This is a genomic window from Sphingomonas sp. Leaf62 (assembly GCF_001421915.1).
Taxonomy (GTDB): Bacteria; Pseudomonadota; Alphaproteobacteria; order Sphingomonadales; family Sphingomonadaceae; genus Sphingomonas.
On sequence record NZ_LMLN01000023.1, the window covers coordinates 24,358 to 41,860 of the forward strand.

Genomic DNA, 17,503 nt, shown 5'->3' on the forward strand with positions numbered 1-17,503 from the left:
CCCCTCCCCGCCTGCCCCGGCCATGCCGGGGTGACGTCCGCGGCGTTGGGCGATAGCATGGCATTGCGGAACGGGGACGAGGGGGACGGATGCCGAACGAGCCGGTTCGATCGATCGTCATCGTCGGCGGGGGCACCGCCGGATGGATGGCCGCGACCTATCTGGCGCGGCGGCTGACCCATCTGAACCTGTCGATCACCGTCGTCGACAGCGCCGCGATCGGCACGGTCGGCGTGGGCGAGGCGACGGTACCCGCGATCCGCGACTTCCTGTCGGCGATCGAACTGGGCGAACCCAACGTGCTGCGCGAAACCGGCGGCACGATCAAATACGGCATTCGCTTCGACGGGTGGGGCGGTGAGGGCCACCGGTTCTTCCACCCGTTCGGCCTGTACGGCGTCGGCGCGCAGGGCGTCGCCTTCCATCAATATTGGCTGAAACTGAACGCCGCCGGGCGCGCCGGGCCGCTGGCGGACTATTGCCTCGCGACGCAACTGGCCCGCAACGGGCTGTTCCTGCCGCCCGCCGACCAGCCCGCCAACGACCTCGGCGTGTTCAACTTCGCGCTGCATTTCGATGCCGCCGCCTTTGCCGCGATGCTGCGTCGCCTCGCGCTCGCCAACCGGGTCGCGCATGTCGACGGGCGGATCGGGGCGGTCGCGACCGATCCGGCGCGCGGCCACGTCACCGGGGTCACGCTCGACGACGGCCGCACGATCGAGGGCGACCTGTGGATCGACGCATCGGGATTTCGCAGCCTGTTGCTGGGCGACGCGCTGGGCGTGCCCTATGTCGACTGGCGACACTGGCTGCCCTGCGACCGCGCCGTCGCCATTCCCTGCACGGCGGCGCCGGGCGATCCGACCCCCTATACCGTCGCCACCGCCCGCAAGGCAGGCTGGCAATGGCGCATTCCGCTTCGCCACCGCATCGGCAACGGATCGGTCTATTGCAGCGCGTTCCAGTCGGACGGCGATGCCGAGGACACGCTGCTCGCCACGCTCGAAGGGGCACCGCTGGCCGATCCCAACCGGCTGCGCTTCACGACCGGTCACCGGGCGCGGTTCTGGAGCGGCAACGTCGTCGGCCTCGGCCTCGCCTCGGGATTCCTCGAACCGCTCGAATCGACCAGCATCTCGCTGATCCAGTCGGGGCTCGAACGCCTCATGGCGCTGTTCCCCGATCGAGACTGCGACCCGCGCCTTGCCGCCACCTATAACCGGCAATCGGTGCTGGAATTCGAACGGCTGCGCGACTTCCTGTTCCTTCATTACCTTGCCAATGGCCGTAGCGAGCCGTTCTGGCAGGCCATCCGCGCGGTCGAACCGCCAGAACCCTTGCAGATCAAGCTGGACGCCTGGCGTTCGGGAGGAGAATTCGTGCGAAACGAGTGGGATACGTTCCAGGACCCGAGCTGGTTGAGCCTGTATGCCGGGTTCGGCGACCTGCCCGCCCGCCATTCGCCGCTGGCCGACGCGATCGGTGAGGACGCGCTGGCCGACAGTTTCGCCCGGATGCGCGACGCGATCGGCAAGACGCTGGCCCATGCCGAACCGCATGGCCGCTTCCTCGCGCGGGTGACGGGCGCATGAGCGGCGCGACCCACACCCGCGCCGTGGTCGCGATGAGTCTCGGTGGCCTGTTGTTCGGGTTCGACACCGCCGTCATTTCGGGCGTGACCGACGCGTTGCGCAGCAACTATGCGCTGTCCGAAGCGGGCCTCGGCCTCGCCGTCTCCGCCGCCTTGTGGGGCACGCTGGTCGGTGCGTTGTTCAGCGGCGCGCCGGGCGACCGCTGGGGCAGCCTTGCCGTCCTGCGCGTCGTCGGGCTGCTCTATGTCGTGTCGGCGGTCGGCTGCGCCATCGCCACGACGCTGACCGGCTTCATCGCGTTCCGCGTGCTCGGCGGCCTCGCCATCGGCGCATCGTCGGTGCTGGTCCCCGTCTACATTGCCGAGATCAGTTCGGCGAAGCGGCGCGGGCTGCTGGTCGGGCTGTTCCAGTTCAACATCGTGGCCGGCATCCTGATCGCCTATCTCAGCAATTATCTGGTGGCCCAGGCGGTCGCCCCCGATCTGGCGTGGCGGTGGAAGCTGGGCGTGGCGGCGGTCCCGGCCGCGCTGTTCCTGATCCTGCTGACCGGATTGCCGCAAAGCCCGCGCTGGCTGACCGCCCGCGGACGCGGCGACGAAGCGGCCCGCGCGGCGGCACGGCTCGGCCTCGACGCGATTCCGCCTGCGACAAGCGGCGGCACCGGGCGGCTCGACTGGCGCGTGCACCGGATGCCGATCCTGCTCGCCGTCGCCATCGGGCTGTTCAACCAGTTGTCGGGCATCAACGCGATCCTCTATTATCTCAACGACATCTTTGCCGCCGCGGGCTTTACCGGCGTATCCGGCGATATGCAGGCGATCGCCATCGGTGCCGCCAACCTGATCGCGACCGTCATCGGCATGGGCGTGATCGACCGGGTCGGGCGCAAGCCGTTGCTGATCGGTGGCGGCATCGTCACCGCCGTCGCGCTGGGCGGCGTCGCACTGGTCTATATGGGACAGGCATCGCCCGCCCTGCTGCTGCCGCTGCTGATCCTGTTCATCGCCGCCTTCGCCATGTCGCAGGGCGCGGTGATCTGGGTCTATCTCAGCGAAATCTTCCCGACCGACGTGCGCGCGCGCGGACAGGCGATCGGCAGCGCGACCCACTGGGTCGCCAATGCCGTGCTGTCGTTCGCCTTTCCGCTGGTGGCGCATTGGGACCGGGCGCTGCCCTTCTGGGGCTTTGCCGCCGCGATGCTGGTACAGGCGCTGCTGGTCTGGCGCTTCTTCCCCGAAACCCGTGGCCGCGATCTCGAAGCGATCAGCGCCGACCTGACGAAAAGGACTTCCGCATGAAACTGGGCATGATCGCCGCGCTGCTGGGCGGCGTCGCCATGGCGGGGGTCGCGGGCGCACAGGTTCCGGTCAACGGGGGGCCGTATAATGCCAGCTTCCTGACCGGCGGGATCGGGATCGAACGCCTGGTCACCGGACCGGTGACACAGGCCGGTGCACCGTACAGCGTGACGTTGTGGGTCAACTCCGACGCGCGACAGGTTGGCGTGGTGCCGCTGGTCGCGCTGGGCGATGCGCGGGTCGTGGCGCTGACCGACGGGCGGCTGACGCTGAACGACGGGGGGACGACGCTGACCGGCCCGGCGATCGCGCCCGGCCGCTGGACGCAAGTCGCGGCCGTATCCGATGGCACGCGCGCGACCCTTTATGTCGACGGTCGCCGGGTCGCGACCGGCGCGGCCCGGTCCGCCGCGACCGACGGCGTGCTCCACGTCGCACGCGCGGTGCCCGGCCGTCCGCATTTCGGCGGTACGCTGGTCGGCGTTACGCTGGCTGACCGTGCGCTGTCGCCCGCCGCCATCGCCGCGATGCCGCGCCCCGACTTCGCCAATGTCCAGCTATGGGAGGTCGGCGTCACATGGCCGTTCCAGAAGACGGCCAATATCGGCCAGACCCAGCAGCAGGACGCATGGACCCTGCCGCAGTCGAAGGGCGATGCGTACAGCGTGGCCGTCGCCAAACCGGTGCCGAGCGCGCCCGCCATGCAGGTGACGGCACCGGGGCGGTGGCAGATCAATGGCTGGCAACTCGCCGCCGCCCCCGATGTCACCGGCGACGGCGCGGCGCTGTCGCGGCCGGGCAATCCCAGGGGCGCGTGGCGCGCGGCGACGGTGCCGGGCACCGTACTCCAGACGCTGGTCGATCGCGGCGTCTATCCCGACCCCTATTACGGCCTCAACAACCTCAAAATCCCCGAAAAACTGGCACGGCAGGACTATTGGTACCGCACCCGCTTCACCGTACCGGCCGAGGCTGCCGGCAAGAAGCTGACGATCGTGTTCGGCGGCATCAACTATGCCGCCGACATCTGGGCCAATGGCGTGAAGCTCGGCGCCACGCGCGGCGCGTTCATTCGCGGCCAGTTCGATTTCGTGCCTCAGGCGGGTGAGAACGTCCTCGCGGTAAAGGTCTCGCCGCCACCGCACCCCGGCATTCCGCACGAACAATCGGTCAGCGCCGGCGTCGGCGAAAATGGCGGGCAGCTGGCGATCGACGGCCCGACCTTCGTCGCGACCGAGGGATGGGACTGGATTCCCGGCGTCCGCGATCGCAATACCGGGCTGTGGCGGCCGGTCGAGCTGGTTGCCCATGGCGCGGTCCGCATCCTCGACCCGCAGGTCGTCACCGACCTGCCGCTGCCGCGCACCGACCGCGCCGACGTGCATGTGACCGTACCGATCGACAATAGCGGCCCCGCCGGACAGGTCACGGTCAAGGTCGCGTTCGAGGGGGTATCGGTCGAACGGACCGTGACCGCACCGACCGGACGCAGCGAGGTGCGCTTCACCCCCGCCGACTTCCCCGCGCTCACCGTCGCCAACCCCAAATTGTGGTGGCCCAACGGCTATGGCGAACCGCATCTCTACCACGCGACCTATCAGGTCAGCGACGCGAACGGCGTGTCGGACAGCAAGGCGCAGCGCTTCGGCATCCGCGAGGTCAGCTACGACCTGTCGCTGTTCGATGCGGCGGGCGCGCTGCGCCGGGTCAATGTCCAGACCACCGATGGCGGCCTTGCCGGGCAGAAGCTGATCGACGTCCGCCACGCCGCGATCAAGCAGACGCCGACCGGCTGGGCGGAATCGCTGACCCCGGCGGGTGAGGTGTCGAAGGCGGTGACGACGATCGCCGACACGCTGCCCGAACCGCATCTGACCATCCGCGTGAACGGGGTGCGGATCGCCGCGCGCGGCGGCAACTGGGGCATGGACGACGCGATGAAGCGCGTCAGCTACGACTGGCTCAGCCCGTTCTTCCGCCTCCAGAGCGAGGCGCACATGAACGTCATCCGCAACTGGATGGGCAACAATACCGAGGACGAGTTCTACGATCTGGCCGACGAGAACGGCATGATGGTCCTGAACGATTTCTGGCAATCGACCCAGAATTTCCAGATCGAGCCGGACGATGCCGCGCTGTTCCTCGCCAATGCCCGCGACACGATCGCCCGCTATCGCAACCATCCCAGCATCATCCTGTGGTTCGGCCGCAACGAAGGCGTCCCCACTCCGACGCTGAACGAGGGGCTGGACGATGCCGTGTTCCGGCTCGACGGCACCCGCTGGTTCACCGGGTCGTCGAACGTCGTGAACCTGCAGGGGTCGGGCCCGTATAACTACCGTGCGCCGGTCGGCTATTTCACCGACCTCGCCACCGGTTTCTCGGTGGAGACCGGCACCCCGTCGCTGTCGACGGCGGAATCGGTCGCGTCCTATGTCCCTGCCGCCGATCGCTGGCCGCTGGGCGACGTGCTCGCCTATCACGACTGGCATTTCGGCGGGAATGGCGACACCAAGACGTTCATGCAGACGCTGGCCACCATGTTCGGCCCCGGCAAGGATTTTGCCGACTTCGAACGCAAGGCGCAGATGATGAACCTCGAAACGCACAAGGCGATGTACGAAGGGTTCCTCGGCCACCTGTGGACAAAGAATAGCGGCCGGTTGCTGTGGATGACGCATCCGGCATGGCCGTCGAACGCGTGGCAGATCTATTCGTGGGATTATGACACCCACGCCGCCTATTACGGCGCGAAGAAAGCCGTCGAACCGCTGCACGTCCAGCTGAACCTGCCGGGTAACGAACTGGTCGTACTCAACACGACCCAGGCTGATGCGAAGGGACTGACCGCCAGCGTGCGGGTCGTCGGGCTGGACAATGCCGAACTGTTCGCGCGGTCCGAACGGGTCGATGCGCTGGCCAATCGCGCGACGCCGCTGGCCGCCGTACCGCTCGACACGCTCTATGCGGCGCATCCGGTGGTGCTGGTGCGGCTGACCCTGTCCGATGCGGCCGGCAAGGCCGTTTCGGACAATTTCTATTGGCGCGGGCGCGATACCGCTTCCTATCAGGCGCTGAACGCGCTCGCCCCGGCGACGCTGACGGCACGGATGGCGGTACCGGTGGTCGATGGCGGCGACCGGATGGTCGCGGTGAAGCTGTCGAACGACGGGCCGGTCGCCGCGCTGAACGCCAAATTGACGCTGCTCGACCGCAACGGGCAGCGTATCTTGCCCGCCTTCTACGACGACAACTACGTTTCCCTTCTCCCCAAAGAAACCCGCACCATCACCATCCGCTATCCTGCAACACTGGCCGCGCAGCCGGTCGTGACCCTGCGCGGATGGAACGTCGCGGAAACGAAGGTGCCGCAGTGAAACGATAATTTCCGGGTTACTGGCCCTCGCAGTCTGATGCCGACCACCGCGGCGGCATCGCTGTCGGGGGCGACCCCTGCCCGCCGGTGCGGTTCGCGACGATCCGCCATCGGCCGCCGCTCGCCGAGCGACGGCCGATGGCAAGGGATCAGAAACCCCGGCGCAGCGTCACGAACCACTGGCGCGGCGCACCGGCCAGCAGCGTCTGGTTGTCTCCCGAGGCGGTGTAGCCGTTGGTGCCGACCGTCGAGATATAGGCGCGATCGGTCAGGTTGGTGACGCTTCCTTCGATCGCAACGCCTTCCAACACGCCGCCCAGCCCGGTCAGCCGGCACCCGATGCTGGCATCAAGCAACACCCGCGCGCCGACCGACTGGTCGTTCAGATAGGTGAAGTAGCGCTTCGACATGTAATCGCCGCCGACCCGCGCGAAGAAGCGGTCGTCGTCATAGGCGATCTCGCCCTTGGCCATATGTTCGGGCGTGTCGACCACGGTCCGGCCCGCGATCGACTGTACCACCGTACCCGCCGCGTTGCGGACATCGTTCTGATACGTCGCCTTGTTATAGGAATAGCTGGCGAACAGCGTCAGCGGCGGCGCGATGCGATAGGTCGCGGCAAGCTCGGCGCCATAGCTTTCGACGCTGCCGGCATTGTTCAGCGTCGGCGGGTTGCCGATGATCCCCGCCCCGTTCGCAAACGTCAGCAGCCGGTTCGAAAAATCGACATAGTAGCCGACCGCCGACAGCTGCAACCCGCCCGAACGCAGACGCGCCCCGCCCTCGACCGTCTTCGACGTTTCGGGCTTCAGGGTCGAACGGATCGCGTTGAACCCGTTCTGGGTCGTCGCGAACGGACCGGTCGTCGCCGACGACACGAACGCCCGCAGGTTTTCGGTGTAGCTCGCGAACAGTTCCGCCCCGCCGCCCACGCGGAACAGGGCCGAGACCTGCGGCAGGAACCAATCCCGCGCCTGGATGTCGCCGACGACCAGCGACCCGGTGCGCAGGTTCGCCGAATTGCGCACGCGCAACCCCTTCCAGCCGCCGTTGAGCGTCAATGCGCCGAGATCGAGCGTATCGGCGACGTGATATTGCAGCGTTTTGGTATCGTATTTGCCGTCCCATTGCGTGCGGTACGGGTTGCTCTGGAACTGGCGCGCCGTGCGGTTCGGCGTGGCGGCGTCGTTCATGCCGTAGAAGCGGCGCGCCTGTTCGAACGTATTCGTTTCATACCACAGTCCGACTTCGATCCGGTTCGCACCGGTGGTCAGCGCCATGCGGGTCTGATTGCCGGCGCGATCGATGCCATATTCGGTGGTGCGGAAACCGAGCGGCGAGGCAAGGCCGGCGGTCGAGGTCAACGATGCCGGCAATACCGACCCATCCGGCCCCGCAGCCCCCGCCGGGGTCGGCGAATAGGGCGTGATCCACGATCCCTGCCCCTTGTTGTGATGATAATAGCTGGTCGACACCAGCGACAGTTCGGGCGTCAGCCGCGCATCGAAGGTCAACCCGCCCAGCCAGTCGCGCCGCAGCCCGGCGGCGTCGTAATAGGCGTCGTCGACGGTGCCGAACCCGGCCGGAAAGGCGAAGCCGGCCCCGGTCCATGGCGCGATGAAGCCCGTCGTCGATCCGTTGTTGGCGGCCGAATAGGCACTGCGCGCCGCCTGATTCTGGTACACCCGGCCGATCTGCAGCGCGAGCGGATAGTCGTTCGAGATATTGTCGGCGCGCAGGCCGCGCCGGGCGATGATGTCGTAGCTCAGATCCTGATAGTCGTTTTCGCGCCGGTCGGAGAAGTTGACGAACGCCGTGATGCTGCCGCGGGTGTCGATCTCCTTCACCAGCTTGGCATTGGCCTGATGCTGCCGCTGGACGCCGACGCCCTTCCACTTGTCGCTGGTCAGATAGCCATAGGACAGATAGCCCATCAGCCCGCCGCCGAGGTCGCCGGTGTCGATCCGGGAAAAGGCGCGGATCGTATCGTTGCTGCCATAGGTCCCCGACGCGACGATATCGGCGGTGTCGGACGGCTTGCGGCTGACGAATTCCAGCGTACCACCCAGATTGCTGGTCGATGCGGTGCCCAGCGCACCCGCCCCCTGTGCGACCGTGGTCGTCGCGATGTTTTCGGACAGGATCGCCCGGCTGATGTGCAGGCCGTTGACGTTGCCATAGCTCATGTCGCCCAGCGGCACGCCGTCCAGCGTGAACCCCAGCTGGTTCTGATTGAACCCGCGCAGCGAGATGCGCGTCGACCATTCATAGGCACCGAACGCGTCGGCCGACTGGAAATTGACGCCCGGCAGCTTGGCGGCCGCCTTCAGCGGCGACGTCCCCGGCGTCAGCCGTTCCATGTCGATCGCCGAAATCGTCTGCACCTGCCGCGTCTGGCCAAAGCCGAGCACGACGATTTCCTCGCCTTCCGCCGGCGCCGCTTCGTCAACCTCCGGGGCGGCGACGGGTGCTACGACCACGCGTTCCTGGCCGTACGCCGCGCCAGTCATGAGTGCGAGCGGCGCTGCGCCAACCAACCAGATGCGTACCGTCATGATAACCCCCTGCGACGTTCTGAACTGCCGTCCTGTCGGGGGGCGCTTGCGGCGGTATCGTGAAGTACGTGCGACGGTTCGGCGACCGATCGATGACAATGTGCCGCCAATGGCGGCAGGGTACGATCGGGCTCCAAACCCGCCGACTTGCGAGAACTCGACCGGTGCAAGCGATTATTAACCATCTGTCACGCAGCCGCAACGAACCCGTAATCCATCTGCCATGCGCAACGGGCAACCTGATGCACGAAGGCGGCCGGGGTCGCACCATCACATGCGGGGAATATCGGGTATGGATCTGTCCAAATATGTCCGGATCGGACGCTATGCCCTGCCCGAACCCACCCGCACCACCGCCCCCGCCGGCAACGTGCTGGGACAGGAAGCCTCGGGCGTCGCCTATAACTGGGACACCGACACGCTGTTCATCATCGGCGACGGCGGGCGTTCGATCACCGAGGTGAGCAAGTCGGGCAAGCTGGTCAGCACGATGACGCTGGGTGCCGGCAACAGTCCGCAGGGCACTGCCTTCTACGATCCCGAAGGCATCACCTATATCGGCAACGGCCAGTTCGTGTTCACCGAGGAACGCGATCGCAACGCCGTGCTCATCACCTATGAAGCGGGCGCGACCAAGACGCGCGCCGATGCGCAGGTCGTCAACCTCGGCACCTTCGTCAACAATATCGGTCTGGAGGGTCTGAGCTACGACCCGCTGACCAAGGGCTTCATCTTCGTCAAGGAAGCCGGACCGATCGGCGTGTTCCAGACGACGCTCGACTTCGCCAACAACACCGCCAGCAACGGGTCGGCCACGACCGAAAATTCGACGAACCTGTTCGATCCGGCGCTGCTCGGCCTGTCCGACGTCGCCGATGTGTTCGCGCTGTCGAACATCCCATCGCTGGCCGGCACCGCCGAAGCGGACAACCTCCTCATCATCAGCCAGGAAGAGGGCAAGATCGTGAAGGTCGATCGCGCCGGCAACATCCTGAGCGAACTGGTCATCCAGACCGATGCGGGCAATCCGCTGGGCGTCGCCGACCAGCAGCATGAGGGGATCACCGTCGATCGCAACGGCTTCCTCTACGTCGTCAACGAAAATGGCGGCGGCGATGCCGATCATCCGCAACTCTGGGTCTATGCCCCGGCCGACTTCCCCGATGCCGCGCCGAGCGCGATCACGCTCGGCAACGCCCTGTCCGCGATCGAGGAAAACAGCGGCACCGCCCGCCGGGTGAAGGTCGCCGACGTGCTGGTCACCGACGACGGCATCGGCGTGAACCAGCTCGCCGTCACCGGGACCGACGCCGCCTTCTTCGAAGTCGATTCGACCGGCCTATATCTGAAGGCCGGCACGAAACTCGATTACGAAACCAAAACCAGCTACGCGGTCACCGTCACCGTCGATGATCCCAATGTCGGCGGCGCGGTCGATGCCAGCGTCGATTATGTGCTGAACGTCACCGACATCGCCAACGAAGTCGTCAAGCCGACGCTGTTCATCTCCGAAATCGCGCCATGGTCGAGCAGCAACAGCCCGGTCGCCGCCGACTGGTTCGAAGTCACCAACAACGGCGACGTCGCGATCGACCTGACCGGGTGGAAGGTCGACGATAATTCGGCGCAATTCAGCAACGCCCGCGCACTGACCGGCATCGCCCGGATCGAGGCGGGCGAGTCGGTCATCTTCTTCGAAACCGCCGATCTGGCCGCGACGCAGGCGGCGTTCGTCGATGCATGGTTCGGGGGCAAGGCCCCGGCAGGACTGCAATTCGGTGCCTATACCGGGTCGGGCGTGGGCCTGAGCAGCAACGGCGATCAGGTCAATCTCTACGACACGAGCGGCGAAGTGCGCGCCAGCGTCAGCTTCGGCGCATCGCCCGCCGCCAGCCCGTTCGCGACCTTCAACAACGCCGCCGCGATCAACAATGGCGACGTAACCACGCTCAGCGAAGCCGGACGGAATGGCGCGGTCGCGGTCGGCAGCGGGACCACCGCCGCGATCGGGTCGCCCGGCACGGTCGGCAAGCTGTTCGTATCGGAAGTCGCGCCATGGGCCAGCGGCGACAGCCCGGTCGGGGCCGACTGGTTCGAAGTCACCAATTCGACCGGCCTCGCCATCGACCTGACCGGGTGGAAGGTCGACGACAATTCGCAATCGCCGATCGCCGCCGTCGCCCTGACCGGGATCGATCAGGTCGCTGCCGGGGAATCGGTCGTCTTCGTCAATGGCGGCGCGATCGAGGTTCAGGCGTTCGTCACCACGTGGTTCGGCGGCACGCTGCCCGGCGGCGTCCGGATCGGGACCTATACCGGATCGGGCATCGGGCTGAGCACCGGCGGCGATCAGGTCAATCTCTACGACGCCGGCAATATGCTGCGCGCCAGCGTCAGCTTCGGCCAGTCGACCGGCCGTCCGTCGCTCGCGACGTTCGACAACGCCGCCGGCCTGACCGGTCCGATCGCGCAGACCAGCACCATCGGCACCAACGGCGCCTATCAGGTGACGACCGTCAACGGCACCGAAACCGGATCGCCCGGATCGATCCGCACGGTGATCGACGACAGCAATGCAGCACCGACCGCCATCGCGCTCGCCAACGCGCTGGGCGGGATCGACGAAAACACCGGCACGCTGACCCGGATCAAGGTCGCCGACATCGCCATCACCGACGATGGACGCGGCGCCAATGCGCTGGGGCTGACCGGCAGCGACGCGGCCTTTTTTGAAGTCGACGCCAATGGCCTGTACCTGAAGGCTGGCACCAGTCTCGATTACGAAGCCAAGACCAGCTACGCGGTCACCGTCACCGTCGACGATCCGACCGTCGGTGCGACGCCCGACGCCAGCACCGAGTATGTGCTGAACGTCCGCGACATCGCCAACGAAGGCACCGGCCCGGCGATCCGCATCACCGAAGTCGCCCCATGGGCCAGCGGCGACAGCCCGGTACGCGCCGACTGGTTCGAACTTACGAACTTTTCGGATGCCGCGGTCGATATCGCCGGGTGGCGCGTCGACGATGATTCGCACAGCTTCGCCGCGTCGGTCGCACTGGGCGGCGTGACCGGCATCGCCGCCGGCCAGTCGGTGATCTTCCTCCAGACCACCGACCTTGCCGCGACGGTAAAGACCTTCGTCGATACGTGGTTCGGCGGACAGGCACCGGCCGGGCTGACCTTTGGCAGCTATACCGGATCGGGTATCGGATTGAGCGGAGGGGGCGATGCGGTCGTCCTGTTCGACGCCGCCGGGCGGGTCGCGGCCAACGTCACCTTCGGCGCGTCGACCGGTGTGCCCGCGCTGGCGACGTTCGACAATGCGGCGGGACTGAACAACGCACGACTGACGACGATCGCCACCGCCGGCATCGACGGCGCGTTCACCGTTCCCGGCAGCACCGGAAACAGCGAAACCGGATCGCCGGGTTACATCGCGCCATCGCAGATCGTCGGCGGGGCCGGTAACGACGTGCTGAACGGCACCGTCCTTGCCGACCGGATGATGGGCGGCGGGGGCAACGACACGCTGTCGGGCATGGCCGGCAACGACCGTCTGATCGGCGGGGCCGGATCGGACACGATGCGCGGCGGCGCGGGGGCCGATGCGTTCTTCTTCGCGATCGGCGACAACAGTCTGACGCGGGCCCGGGCACAGACGCTCGACCGCATCCTCGACTTCTTGGCGCAGGACGTGCTGGTCACCGACGTCGCGCTGTTCGATAGCGACGACAACGGCATCGTCACCTTCGGCCGCAACAAGGTGCTCGACCTGACCGGCGGCGGCCAGGTCAACATCATCGGCGACAACGGCAAGCGCGTCCTCGCGCTCGAGTTCGACGGCATCTGGCGCGACGAAGCGACCGGCATCGACCAGTATGTCTATAGCCTGGTCGGGTCCGCCGCCGGGGTCGGCACCCTCGACCTGACCGCCTGACGCATCGCCGGGGATCGGAAGCACGCGCCGCCGATCCCCCGGTTCCTTACCGTCGGGCGCGCGACTGCCGCCAGACCAGCAGCGCGTCGACCGCATCGGTCTGGATCAGGCGGACGCCGCTATCCGCCAGTCGTCCCCAGACCGCTTCGGGATCGCGCGCCGCGACCGCATCGCCGCCCAGCCCGGTCACGAACCCTTCGAACAGGGTGTTGACCCAGACGGCCATGCCCGCTTGCCGGGCAGCGGCGACGCTGGCCGGCAAGGTCGCGAGCGGCATCCGCGGCAGTTCGACCGCGATCGGACGGCGCCGCGCCCCCACCTGCTGCCGGATGATCGCCGGCACGTCGGCGGCGGCCGGATCGCCGGTGATCGGGATCGGCGCGAACGGCACCCGGTCATAGGGCGGCATGGCGGCCAGTGGCGGCGAACCGATCCCGGCAAAGGTCTTGACGATCACCCGGTCGGCCGCACCCGCACGCACGACCGCGTCGACAACCTCGCCATAGATCGCGTCCTTCACGTCGAGGTTCAGGACGATCCGCCCCTTGGCCAACGCCAGCAGTTCGTCGAGGGTCGGCACCCGTTCGTCGGTGAGCGCCGTTCCCGCCCCGCCTTCGTCGTCGCGCAGGCGCAGCGCGCGGATCTGCGCGAGGGTCAGGTCGGCGACCTTCCCCGTGCCATCGGTGGTCCGGTCGACGCTGTCGTCATGGACCATGACCAGATAGCCGTCGCGGGTGCGGCGCACGTCGGTTTCCATCACCTCCACCCCCATCGCCGCACAGCGTAGCAGCCCGGCGCGCGAATTTTCGGGAAGGGTCCCGTCCATCCCGCGCGTCGGAGCGGCGGCATGACAGCCGCGATGGGCGATGGCGATGATGCCACCTTTGGGATCGACGATCCGACGCATCGTATCGACCGGCCCCGCCTGTGCCGCCGAAGCGACGACACAGGCGAGGACGGTGGCGAGCAGCGGACGGATCACCATTTGCGGCTCACGATCAGGCGGAAGTTGCGTCCGAACAGCGGCCGGCCGAAGATCGCGGTCGGTACGCCCTGCCCGAACCGGTCGCCCGCGGTATTGCCTTCGGTAAAGCCATGCGCGTTGGTGATGTTGTCGCCTACGACCTGCACCTGCCAGTCGCCGCTGCTGACCGTCCCGCCCAATCCGAACGCGCCATAAGCGGGCAGTGCGGTGCTGTTGAAGAAGTCGGTATAGCGTCGGCCGACATAGTCATAGCGTCCATAGACGCTGACCGCCGCGCCGCCGATGTCGAGGTCGACGGTCGGCCGTACGTTCAGGAACAACTTCGGTTCGCGGATGATCTGCTTGCCGCTCGCCCTGCTGCCATCGGCGCCGGTATTGCTGCTGAAGTTCAGGTAGCGCGGGTCCTGAAACGTCACCGACCCGGCGAGCGAGAAGGGTCCGGTCAGGCGCAGCTGCCCATCGGCCTCCAGCCCCTTGGTCTCGGCAGTACCGATGAAGTTCGTCACCTGATCCGCGCGGCCTGTCGCCGGGTTGAACGCCGCGAAGCTGGCGTTCAGTGGATCGAACCGGGTGTAGAAGCCGGTGACGTAGAGATAGGAGCGACCGGCGGCGAACTTCACGCCCGCCTCGTACAGCTTGGCCTTGGTCGCGACGATCGCCGCCACCGGATAGTTCAGCGCGATGGTGGTGTTGGGCGGCACCTCCAGCTGCGATGCGCGGATATACGCGCCGATATTGCCGGTCGCGTCGTAATTGGCCCCGACTGTCCAGTTGGTCGCCTGCTGCTTCAGCCGCAACGTACCGATCGCGCCGGTGAACCCGCGCGTGGCATTGTCGGCCAGCGTGGTGGCGTCGCCCAGATTATAACTCGACGTCAGCCGGCCGAACCCGTCATAGCTATACCATTCGTGACGCAGGCCGGCATCGATCCGCAGCCGATCGGTCACGTCCCACGTGTCGGTGCCGTACAGCGCGACCAGCTGTCCGTCGGTCGCACCGCCGCCCAGCGTCGCGGCATTGGCCAGCGCACCATTGTCGGTGACATAGCCCAGCACCGCCCCCGTCGCGCTATAGGCAGCAAGGTCCAGCGTGCGCGGCCGCGACTTCACCTCGACCAGCAGATTCTGGTACGCGTTGAACGTCTTCTGACCCCAGAAAGAGGTATAGACCCCGGCGCGCAGATCGTGTGCGCCGATCGCGGTTTCCAGCTTGCGCGTGACCGACAGGTCGCCCTGCGTCGAATGGAAATCCGTTTCGACCGAACGATATTGCGCCTGCATCACCAGCCCGGAATCGGCGGCGGGGTTATAGGCGGTCTGCCCGCCCGTACCGGCGACGCTGTAGCCGAGGCGGCTGACGTTCGCACCGAAAGCGGTGGTCGCCGCTGCGCGGAAATTATTGGCGAACGTCGTCGCATCGACCGGGTTCGACGTCGAATAGAAGGCGTCGAAATGCAACTTGCCCTGCGTGACGCCACCCTTGGCCGACACGTGCCAGTCGCCGAAATCGCCTTCGTAATTCAGCGCGACGTTCCCGAATTGCAGATGCCGCCCATTGGCCAGATCGCCGCGCTGGTTCTGCAACACGCCGGCGCCGTCGCGATATTTGATGTTCACCTGTCGCAGCGACGGGCTGTTCAGCGTGCCGGTGAAATAGTCGATATAGCGGTCGAGGGTGACCGACGGATCACGCGGATCGGCGGTCGGGATCGACAGATAGAACAGGTTGTGGTCGTTGGTGTACTGTCCCGACAGCTTGACGAACCCATTGGCCAGATCATGGCGGATATTCGCGCGGATCTGCCCGCCGCGATCGGACGGGAAGCCGGAGTCGCGATAGCCGTCATGATGGCGCAGGAAGCCTCCGATGGCGTAATAGGTGTCCTTCGAAATCCGTCCCGCCTGATAGGCATCGAGCCGGTACAACCCGGTATCGCCCAGCGTCAGCTGCGCCTTGCCGCGCGTCGTCGCGCTGCCGGTCACGGTGATGACGTTGGCGATCGCGGCGGCGGTGCTGGCATAGATCGGTGCCGGACCGCCGCGAACGACCTCGATCCGGTCGGTCATCAGGTCGAGCCGGTTCATGCCGTCGCCCTGATTGAAGAAGAAGCCGTCCAGTTCCTGGAACAGCGGCAACCCGTCCTGCTGATAATAGAGGAAACCGCGATCGGTCGGAATGCCGCGCACGCGGGTGATGTTCTGCACCTCGCCGCCGGTCGCCTCGGCATGGATGCCCGGCAACGTCCCGATCAGGTCGGTCGTGCTTTTGGGCGCGATCTTCTGGATATCGGTCTGGCTCAGCGAATTGACCGCATAGGATACGTCGAAGCGGCGCTGCTGCCGCGCCGATCCGGTGACGATGATGTCCGATGCCGGCGCGTCCGTGGACTCCACGGTTTCGGCGGTCGGCGTCGTATCGCGCGGGGTCTGCGTGGTTTGCGCGATGGCCGGACTGGCGATGGCAAGCAGCGCGACGTACGCGACGCCGCCCAGGAATTTGGTGTGCATGGATGGAAGCCCCCTGTGGTTTCGTTGAGGAGCCCTTGGCGGCACTGCGTGACAGTTTTATTTGCTTACACGCAATTAAATCACAGCCTGGTGGGACGTGATCGAGTGGATCGGAATCATCGCCGCGCCGATGACCACCGCCTTGCTGCCGATGGTGGACGCGAGCACGGGCGGCAAGGTCGCCCGATACTTGTCGCCGCGACGGCGGCCGATCGCGTCCAGCCCGTCGGCGATGCGGCGCAGCAGCGGCAGCGGCAATGCGCCCGACACGATGATCGCGCCGGGATCGAGCCAGACGATGCCGCTCAGCACGGCCAGGTCCAGCTGCTCGATCACCCGGTCGGTCCAGCGGTCGATGATCGCACGATGCGTCGCCATCAATCCGTCGATGTCGGCCAGCGAATCGACCTCGACCCCCTCGGCGCGCAGGGTCCGCAGCAGGTCGATGCCCGATGGCCGGTCGCCATGACCGGGAAACAGCCGCCCGACCTCGCCGGCATTGCCATGTTCGCCGAGGAACAGGTCGCGCTCGGCGATCAATCCGCCGCCGACGCCATGCCCCAGGAACAGGGTCAGGACCGATCGATAGCGACCGATGATACCGTCCTGATAATATTCGGCCAGCCCGGCGACGCTGGCGTCGTTCTCGATCCACACCGGCATGCCCAGCACGTCGCCGATGATCTCGGCCAGCGGCACGTCGTCCCATCCCGCGACGCGGTCGACGACGGCGCGACGATTGCGGTCGCCCGACAGGGCATAGCCCGGAACGGCGACCCCCATGCCCAGAAACTGGCCGCGCATGAAACCGTGCGCCGCCGCCAGCGCCTGCAACCGCGCCTCGACGGCGCGGGCGAACACGCGGGGGTCGGGACTGTCGAACGGCGTCGTATCGTGTACCAGCGGCCAGCCGCGAAAATCGACCAGCACCAGTTCCAGCCAACCGGGATGCGGCGTCGCGCCGATCGCCCAGCCGCCGCGTCCCGACACGGTCAGCGGCACCAACGGCCGCCCCCGCGCCACCGCTTCGGGGGATTCGCGTTCCTCGATCAAGCCGAGCGCCAGCAGCGATTGGGTCAGCCGGGTCACCGTCGCGCCGTTCATCCCCAGCACCTGCGCCAGTCGCGTCCGCGGGGCGGTCCCCTCGATCCGCAACTGGATCAGGACCCGGCGTTGCGGTTCGCTGAGCGGGATGGGCGGGCGGTGCGGACGCGACATGATGCGGATGATATAGTTGCGACGTGTCAAAT

At 66.8% G+C, this 17,503-nt stretch carries 8 protein-coding genes; 4 read left to right on the top strand and 4 right to left on the bottom strand.

Translation table 11 applies throughout. The features are described from left to right. Positions 1-89 precede the first annotated feature (89 nt). From ASE91_RS09385 to ASE91_RS09395, 3 genes are read left to right on the top strand one after another with little or no spacing between them, the layout of a single operon-like run. Positions 90-1,592, top strand: coding sequence for a tryptophan halogenase family protein (locus ASE91_RS09385; protein ID WP_056625410.1), 1,503 nt, complete (start codon positions 90-92; stop codon positions 1,590-1,592). After that, positions 1,589-2,890, top strand: a complete 1,302-nt coding sequence (locus ASE91_RS09390) for a sugar porter family MFS transporter (RefSeq protein WP_056625412.1) — start codon at positions 1,589-1,591, stop codon at positions 2,888-2,890. The genes ASE91_RS09385 and ASE91_RS09390 overlap by 4 nt, the downstream gene beginning before the upstream one ends. Next, complete coding sequence (locus ASE91_RS09395; RefSeq protein WP_056625416.1) at positions 2,887-6,267, top strand: glycoside hydrolase family 2; 3,381 nt, start codon at positions 2,887-2,889, stop codon at positions 6,265-6,267. Before ASE91_RS09390 ends, ASE91_RS09395 begins: the two co-directional genes overlap by 4 nt. Before the next feature lie 148 nt (positions 6,268-6,415). Here the strand turns inward: ASE91_RS09395 and ASE91_RS09400 are convergent, their stop codons facing one another. Beyond that, positions 6,416-8,821: a TonB-dependent receptor domain-containing protein gene (locus ASE91_RS09400; protein WP_056625419.1), complete on the bottom strand. Its 2,406-nt coding sequence runs from the start codon at positions 8,819-8,821 to the stop codon at positions 6,416-6,418. A gap of 292 nt (positions 8,822-9,113) precedes the next feature. Between ASE91_RS09400 and ASE91_RS09405 the strand changes: the two genes are divergently transcribed. Further along, entirely contained in the window at positions 9,114-12,761 is a 3,648-nt protein-coding gene (locus ASE91_RS09405) for a lamin tail domain-containing protein (RefSeq protein ID WP_056625422.1), read from the top strand. Positions 12,762-12,807: 46 nt separating this feature from the next. Here ASE91_RS09405 and ASE91_RS09410 read toward each other — a convergent pair whose 3' ends face one another. From ASE91_RS09410 to ASE91_RS09420, 3 genes are all read right to left on the bottom strand, one after another. After that, positions 12,808-13,746, bottom strand: a complete 939-nt coding sequence (locus ASE91_RS09410; protein WP_056625425.1) for a glycerophosphodiester phosphodiesterase family protein — start codon at positions 13,744-13,746, stop codon at positions 12,808-12,810. Beyond that, positions 13,740-16,253: a TonB-dependent receptor gene (locus ASE91_RS09415; RefSeq protein WP_056625427.1), complete on the bottom strand. Its 2,514-nt coding sequence runs from the start codon at positions 16,251-16,253 to the stop codon at positions 13,740-13,742. Before ASE91_RS09415 ends, ASE91_RS09410 begins: the two co-directional genes overlap by 7 nt. Positions 16,254-16,328: 75 nt before the next feature. Continuing rightward, entirely contained in the window at positions 16,329-17,471 is a 1,143-nt protein-coding gene (locus ASE91_RS09420) for an ROK family transcriptional regulator (protein ID WP_082453954.1), read from the bottom strand. Positions 17,472-17,503 lie beyond the last annotated feature (32 nt).

Bases quoted from the DNA above. Each gene is read 5' to 3' on its own strand.
- ASE91_RS09415 (WP_056625427.1), bottom strand. From the start codon at position 16,253: ATGCACACCAAATTCCTGGGCGGCGTCGCGTACGTCGCGCTGCTTGCC.
- ASE91_RS09405 (WP_056625422.1), top strand. From the start codon at position 9,114: ATGGATCTGTCCAAATATGTCCGGATCGGACGCTATGCCCTGCCCGAA.
- ASE91_RS09385 (WP_056625410.1), top strand. From the start codon at position 90: ATGCCGAACGAGCCGGTTCGATCGATCGTCATCGTCGGCGGGGGCACC.
- ASE91_RS09420 (WP_082453954.1), bottom strand. From the start codon at position 17,471: ATGTCGCGTCCGCACCGCCCGCCCATCCCGCTCAGCGAACCGCAACGC.
- ASE91_RS09410 (WP_056625425.1), bottom strand. From the start codon at position 13,746: ATGGTGATCCGTCCGCTGCTCGCCACCGTCCTCGCCTGTGTCGTCGCT.
- ASE91_RS09395 (WP_056625416.1), top strand. From the start codon at position 2,887: ATGAAACTGGGCATGATCGCCGCGCTGCTGGGCGGCGTCGCCATGGCG.
- ASE91_RS09390 (WP_056625412.1), top strand. From the start codon at position 1,589: ATGAGCGGCGCGACCCACACCCGCGCCGTGGTCGCGATGAGTCTCGGT.
- ASE91_RS09400 (WP_056625419.1), bottom strand. From the start codon at position 8,821: ATGACGGTACGCATCTGGTTGGTTGGCGCAGCGCCGCTCGCACTCATG.